The 6,642-nt window shown below is 47.7% G+C and carries 5 protein-coding genes; 4 read left to right on the forward strand and 1 reads right to left on the reverse strand.

The genetic code is table 11. The features are described from left to right. Positions 1–130: 130 nt before the first annotated feature. Entirely contained in the window at positions 131–1,507 is a 1,377-nt protein-coding gene (locus DIJ65_RS15935) for a glycine--tRNA ligase (RefSeq protein WP_117303786.1), read from the reverse strand. Positions 1,508–1,821: 314 nt separating this feature from the next. On the opposite strand from DIJ65_RS15935, the gene DIJ65_RS15940 reads away from it, so the two are divergent. From DIJ65_RS15940 to rpoD, 4 genes are all read left to right on the forward strand, one after another. Then, entirely contained in the window at positions 1,822–2,460 is a 639-nt protein-coding gene (locus DIJ65_RS15940) for a transcriptional regulator CcpN (protein ID WP_117303787.1), read from the forward strand. Between the two features lie 11 nt (positions 2,461–2,471). Continuing rightward, positions 2,472–3,281: a pyruvate, water dikinase regulatory protein gene (locus DIJ65_RS15945; RefSeq protein ID WP_117303788.1), complete on the forward strand. Its 810-nt coding sequence runs from the start codon at positions 2,472–2,474 to the stop codon at positions 3,279–3,281. Positions 3,282–3,478: 197 nt separating this feature from the next. Further along, complete coding sequence (dnaG, locus tag DIJ65_RS15950) at positions 3,479–5,272, forward strand: DNA primase (protein ID WP_117303790.1); 1,794 nt, start codon at positions 3,479–3,481, stop codon at positions 5,270–5,272. A 31-nt stretch (positions 5,273–5,303) separates the two neighbouring features. Continuing rightward, positions 5,304–6,458, forward strand: coding sequence for an RNA polymerase sigma factor RpoD (gene rpoD, locus DIJ65_RS15955; RefSeq protein ID WP_117303789.1), 1,155 nt, complete (start codon positions 5,304–5,306; stop codon positions 6,456–6,458). Positions 6,459–6,642 lie beyond the last annotated feature (184 nt).

Below are 6,642 nucleotides of genomic sequence, written 5' to 3' on the forward strand. Positions count from 1 at the left end.
GTTCGTCCGTGGTAAGATGGGTGTAGGTCATTCGTGGTCACTCCTATGTTTTTCTTTGGTCGGAAAATACATTGTGAGTGTACCACGGATGGCTTTTTAGTTGTCTAGCTTAATTTTACAATCGGCGTAATTAAAATTGAATATGCTTTTCGATATAAGCCTGCACTTCAGCGATCGGCATGCGCACCTGTTCCATGGAATCACGGTGGCGGACGGTCACTTGGCCGTCTTCAACTGAATCGAAATCATAAGTTACGCAGAACGGCGTGCCGATTTCGTCCTGGCGGCGGTAGCGTTTCCCGATGGACTGGGATTCATCGTAATCCACCATGAAATGCTTGGCCAGTTCAGAAAAGACGTCCGTTGCGCCTTCCGCCAATTTCTTGGAAAGGGGAAGGATGGCTGCTTTGTAGGGAGCCAGCGCCGGATGGAATTTCAGCACGGTCCGTTTGTCGTCGTTATCAAGCTCCTCTTCGTGATATGCATCCACCAGGAAAGCGAGGGTTACACGGTCAGCGCCAAGGGACGGTTCGATGCAATATGGCACGAAGCGTTCGTTGGTGACCGGGTCGACGTAAGTGAAGTCATCGCCGGAATGCTCCATGTGGCGTTTCAGGTCGAAATCGGTGCGGTCGGCAATGCCCCACAGTTCGCCCCAGCCGAATGGGAATTTGTATTCGATGTCGACCGTTGCATTCGAATAATGCGAAAGTTCATCTGCGTCGTGTTCACGCAGGCGCATATTGTCTTCTGACATATGCAGGTTCAACAGCCAGTTCTTGCTGAAATCGCGCCAGTAGGCATACCATTCCAGGTCTTCGCCCGGTTTGCAGAAAAACTCAAGTTCCATCTGTTCGAACTCGCGGGTACGGAAAGTGAAATTGCCCGGTGTGATTTCGTTGCGGAAACTTTTGCCGATCTGTGCAATCCCGAACGGCATCTTTTTGCGCATTGAACGCTGGACATTTTTATAATTGACGAAAATTCCCTGAGCCGTTTCCGGACGAAGGAAGATTTCGTTGGTCGATGCTTCGGTAACACCCTGGAAAGTCTTGAACATCAGGTTAAACTGACGAATATCAGTAAAATCATGTTTGCCGCAGACAGGGCAGTCAATGTTATGTTCTTCGATCAATTCAGCCATCTTTTCAAATGACAATCCGTCAACAATCAACTCGATGCCTTTTGCGTCCAGCGCCTCTTCAATCAATTTGTCAGCGCGCAGGCGCGATTTGCAGCTTTTGCAATCGATCATCGGATCGTTGAAGTTGCCGACGTGTCCGGAAGCGATCCAGGTTTTCGGGTTCATGAGAATCGCAGCGTCAAGTCCTACATTATAAGGGGATTCCTGGACAAACTTTTTCCACCAGGCCTTTTTGATATTGTTTTTGAGTTCGACGCCAAGAGGACCGTAATCCCACGTGTTGGCCAAACCGCCGTAAATTTCAGAGCCCGGAAATACAAAGCCTCTGTGTTTTGCTAACGATACTATTTCTTCCATTGACATAAAAATTACCTCCATAAAATAAAAAATCGCACACGTCCCGGACATAAAGTCCGAGGACGAGTACGTTGTGACCCGCGGTTCCACCTCGATTGGCTGAAAAGTTCAGCCCGCTTGAATAAAATATGGCTCCAGATTGCCTTTTCCTGCCGGTATGGGCTTTCACTGTCCCCACTCGCTTCTTTGGCAGTACTTATAAATCTTTCATTGCCTGCTATAGAATCTTCGAATATTGTACCACGGCAAACTTTTCTTAGCAATATGATGTCAATTAGTATATAATAATCATCATTGAGTATAACACATATTTTGAGGCGGTGAGTCCGATCGAACTCAATAAGAGACAAGAAGAAATACTGCGCATCGTCAAAGGAAACGGTCCCATTACAGGGGAACAGATTGCCGAGAGGCTGCATCTGACGAGAGCGACATTGCGTCCAGACCTCGCCATCCTGACGATGGCCGGTTTTTTGGACGCCCGTCCACGGGTCGGCTATTTCTATTCCGGCAAAAAGCCCGGCCATGATGTTACGGATACGATGAATAATATGAAAGTCAAGGACTTCCAGTCGATTCCGGTCGTCGTCCGTGAAAATGTCAGCGTTTATGATGCCATCAGCCAAATGTTCCTGGATGATGTCGGCACCTTGTTCGTTGTGGATAAGAATTCCCTGCTGACCGGTGTACTGTCCCGTAAGGATTTACTGCGGACGAGTTTGGGCAGCCAGGACCTGACGGCCATTCCGGTCCATATCATCATGACCCGCATGCCTAATATAACCTATTGTTCCAAAGCTGATTCCCTGATCCAGGTGGCGAACAGGCTGATCAATCAACAGATTGATGCGCTGCCGGTGGTGGAAGAATTGACGAATGGCCTGAAAGTAGTGGGCCGGATCACCAAGACGAATATAACCCGGGCATTCTTGTCCCTATCCGAAAGTCATGAATTGTGAGGTGAAATATTTTGAATCTATTGCGTGTTTTCGTGATTTCCGATTCAGTGGGTGAAACAGGGGAACTGGTTGCAAAAGCAGCAGTCAGCCAGTATTTGAATCCTGATCAGAATGTTTCATTGAAGCGGTTTCCATATATTGATTCGATTGACCAGGTAAAGGATATTATACATATGGCGGCAGATCAGCGCGCATTCGTTGTTTATACCCTGGTATCAAATAAATTGCGTGAATTTATTGTGAAAGAAACGGCCCGCCTGCATGTCACCGCAGTGGATCTGATGGGACCACTGCTGGATGCATTGAAAGTGGAGCTGAATGCCGAACCGCTGGAAGAAGCGGGACTGGTGCGGAAATTGGATGATGATTATTTCAAAAAAGTAGAGGCGATCGAATTTGCCGTGAAATACGATGACGGCCGCGATCCGCGGGGGATTTTGATGGCGGATATCGTCCTGGTCGGCATCTCTCGAACTTCCAAAACACCATTATCGCAATATCTTGCGCACAAACGACTGAAAGTGGCGAACGTTCCGCTCGTTCCTGAAGTGGATCCACCCGATGAACTGTACCGGGTAGACCCTGCCAAATGCTTCGGGCTGGTCATTTCTCCGGAAAAACTCAATCACATCCGCAAGGAACGCCTGATTGCGCTGGGGTTGAATGATGATGCCAATTACGCGAAGATTCAACGCATCCACGAAGAAATCGTACACTTCAACAAAGTTGTCGAAAAGATCGATTGTGAAGTGATTGATGTCACCAACAGGGCCGTTGAAGAAACTGCTAATTTGATCATGAACAAACTGAAACAATCTTAAGTAGAAAAGCCGCCTGAAAAGGAGGTTTTTCTACTTTATTTGTGGATTTTTTGTGAAAAGAGTTTTATAATGGAGAATTGTGGCTAAACCAATAAGATAGACCACTTCTGCACACGTCATCTTTTTATTGAAACATGAAGGAATTTGCCGCTGTATCTCGAATTAAGTATGTTAAGCAAGTAAAGATGGTGATTAATGTGTCCAGTAGGGTACCTGAAGAAGTGATTGAAAAGATCCGCTCATCTGCCGATATAGTGGATGTGGTCGGAGAGTATGTACAATTGACCAAAAGGGGACGCAATTGGTTTGGGCTTTGCCCTTTCCACGGCGAGAGCACCCCGTCGTTTTCCGTTACTTCGGACAAACAAATTTTCCACTGTTTTGGCTGCGGCGCAGGAGGCAATGTCATTACGTTCATGATGGATATTGAGAACCTTTCCTTCCAGGAAGCCCTTTCGAGATTGGGGCAGCGCACAGGCCATGAAGTGGAGATCGGCCCGTCATCCGATACGGCACCGGCGCAGTCGAAGGCCGACAGCCGGCTTGTCGCAATGCATGAATTCGCAGCGGATATGTACCATCATATCCTGTTGAATACCGAGGAAGGCCAGGCAGCTCTGGATTATCTGGAAAATCGGGGATTTACCCGTGAGATGATGGAGAAATACCGCATCGGCTGGTCACTCCCCGAATGGAATTATATGGCATCAGCACTGCAGAAAAAAGGATTCAGTGAAGAAGAACTGACCTCAAGCGGACTGGCAATTGCCCGGGAACAGTCCGACGGCTATTTTGACCGGTTCCGCGGGCGCATCATGTTCCCCATCATGAATGAAAACGGCAAGGCAATTGCCTTTTCCGGGCGCATCATGGAAAACACAAAGCAGGAAGCGAAATACATGAACAGCCCGGAATCACCGATTTTCCAAAAAAGCCAGGTCCTGTACAATTTTCATCTGGCACGAAGCTCCATCAGAAAGAATCGGAAAATCGTTCTTTTTGAAGGCTTTATGGATGTGATAGCGGCAGGAAAAGCGGGCGTCGACAATGCCCTTGCAACAATGGGCACTTCCCTCACATCACAGCATATCCGTGTTATGAAACGTTTTGCACAGGATGTCGTCATCTGTTTTGACGGCGATGATGCCGGATGGGAAGCTGCGAAACGGGCCGCAATTGCGCTGAATCAAGAGAAGTTCAAAGTGGAGGTTGCTGTTTTGCCGGGGAAAATGGATCCGGATGATTATGTCCGGGAAAACGGCAGCGAAGCTTTCAAGGAGCAGATCATCGGCAGGCCGCATGCATTCATCGCTTTCGCCATGATGCATGCCCGGCGCCATAAAAATTTCCAATACGAAAATGATCTGCTCCAATATATCCAGGAAGTCCTGCAATTATTGGCGGGACGATCAACACCACTGGAACGGGATCTTTACATCAGGCAATTATCCGGAGAAACCGGGTTGTCCCAGGAAGCGATTCTGCAGCATTACCGGAAGCTGGAGAACAAAACGGTTGAAAAGAACCGTCCCGCACCCACTGAACAAACAGTCAGGCGTGAACCAAAGAAAGTCACTTCGCTGCACAGGGCGGAGAGACTCCTTCTGGCGCATGCCCTGGCGGATGAGGCAGTGATGGACAAACTCTCCCAGGAGGAAGGCATTCCGTTTATCAGCGAAGAATTCCAGGCAATATACGTGCAATTGCTCGGGTTTTATGAAGAATGGAATAAAGCGGATTTCCATAAATTTTTGGAAACGCTGCAGGACGCCGAACTTCGGAAACTGGTAATGGAAACCGCCCTTTCTGAACGGGACCCGGATCACCCTGATGAAGAAATAGCCGACTGCCTGAAACATCTGGGCAAAAGTCGGATCGAGCAGGAAATTCTTATGAAGCTGCAGCAATCAAAAGAAGCGGAAAAACAGCACGACCTGAAACGTGCCTTGCTTCTTGCACAAGAAGTGATTGCTTTGCGAAAGTCGCTATAGTTATATTCCGGTTTTTAAAGGAGGAAGTCGAATGGCTGAAAAGTCTGAACGTCAAAATGAAGTGGAAGCTAGCAACGTACCATTGACTACTGAAGGTCCGGAAGCGAGTGTGGAAGAAGCCAAGAAACAATTGATAGAAGCCGGTAAAAAAACGGGCGAACTCAATTATGAACAAATCGCTGATAAGTTAGCAGTTTTTGAAATGGAATCAGATCAGGTGGAGGAATTCATCGATCAGTTGGAAGGCCATGGCATTGAACTGGAAAGAAAATCTGATGATGAGGAACATCTGGACCGCCTGATGAAACCGACGGAAGAAAAATTCGACCTGAATGACCTGAGCGTTCCGCCCGGCATCAAGATCAATGACCCCGTCCGTATGTACCTGAAAGAGATCGGACGAGTGGATCTTTTGAAAGCGGAAGAAGAAGTCCGTCTTGCCAAACTGATTGAGCAGGGGGATGAGGAAGCGAAAAAACGCTTGGCGGAAGCCAATCTCCGCCTGGTTGTCAGTATCGCCAAACGTTACGTCGGTCGCGGCATGCTGTTCCTGGACCTGATTCAGGAAGGGAATATGGGTCTGATCAAAGCTGTCGAGAAATTCGATTACTCCAAAGGCTTTAAATTCAGTACTTATGCAACCTGGTGGATTCGCCAGGCCATTACCCGCGCCATTGCCGATCAGGCACGTACCATTCGGATTCCGGTTCACATGGTCGAAACGATCAATAAACTGATCCGTGTCCAGCGCCAGTTGCTGCAGGATCTGGGCCGTGAACCTTCACCGGAAGAAATCGGAGAAGAAATGGATCTTCAGCCTGAAAAAGTGCGGGAAATCCTGAAAATTGCCCAAGAACCGGTTTCCCTTGAAACACCGATTGGTGAAGAAGACGATTCCCATCTTGGTGATTTCATCGAAGATTCGGATGCACAGTCTCCTTCAGACCACGCTGCATATGAATTATTGAAAGAGCAGCTGGAAGACGTGCTGGATACATTGACGGACCGCGAAGAAAACGTATTGCGTCTGCGCTTCGGCCTGGATGACGGCCGCACGCGCACACTTGAGGAAGTCGGAAAAGTGTTCGGCGTCACGCGTGAGCGGATCCGCCAGATTGAAGCCAAGGCACTTCGCAAGCTGCGCCATCCTTCAAGAAGCAAACGTCTGAAAGACTTTTTAGAATAAGCAAAGCCGTTTCTCATCGTAAATATGAGGAACGGTTTTTGTTTTATCTATATAAGTTCACTGCTGTTGTATTAATTGATTTTGAAGATTAGGAATTCATAAAACATTCGAAAACTGGCAAAAACCAAAAGAAAAAGTCCTTTATAATGGAAAGGTCAGGTAGTTCCTGTCCAAATCCACTAAA

Source organism: Planococcus salinarum (genome assembly GCF_007004625.1).
GTDB lineage: Bacteria > Bacillota > Bacilli > Bacillales_A > Planococcaceae > Planococcus > Planococcus salinarum.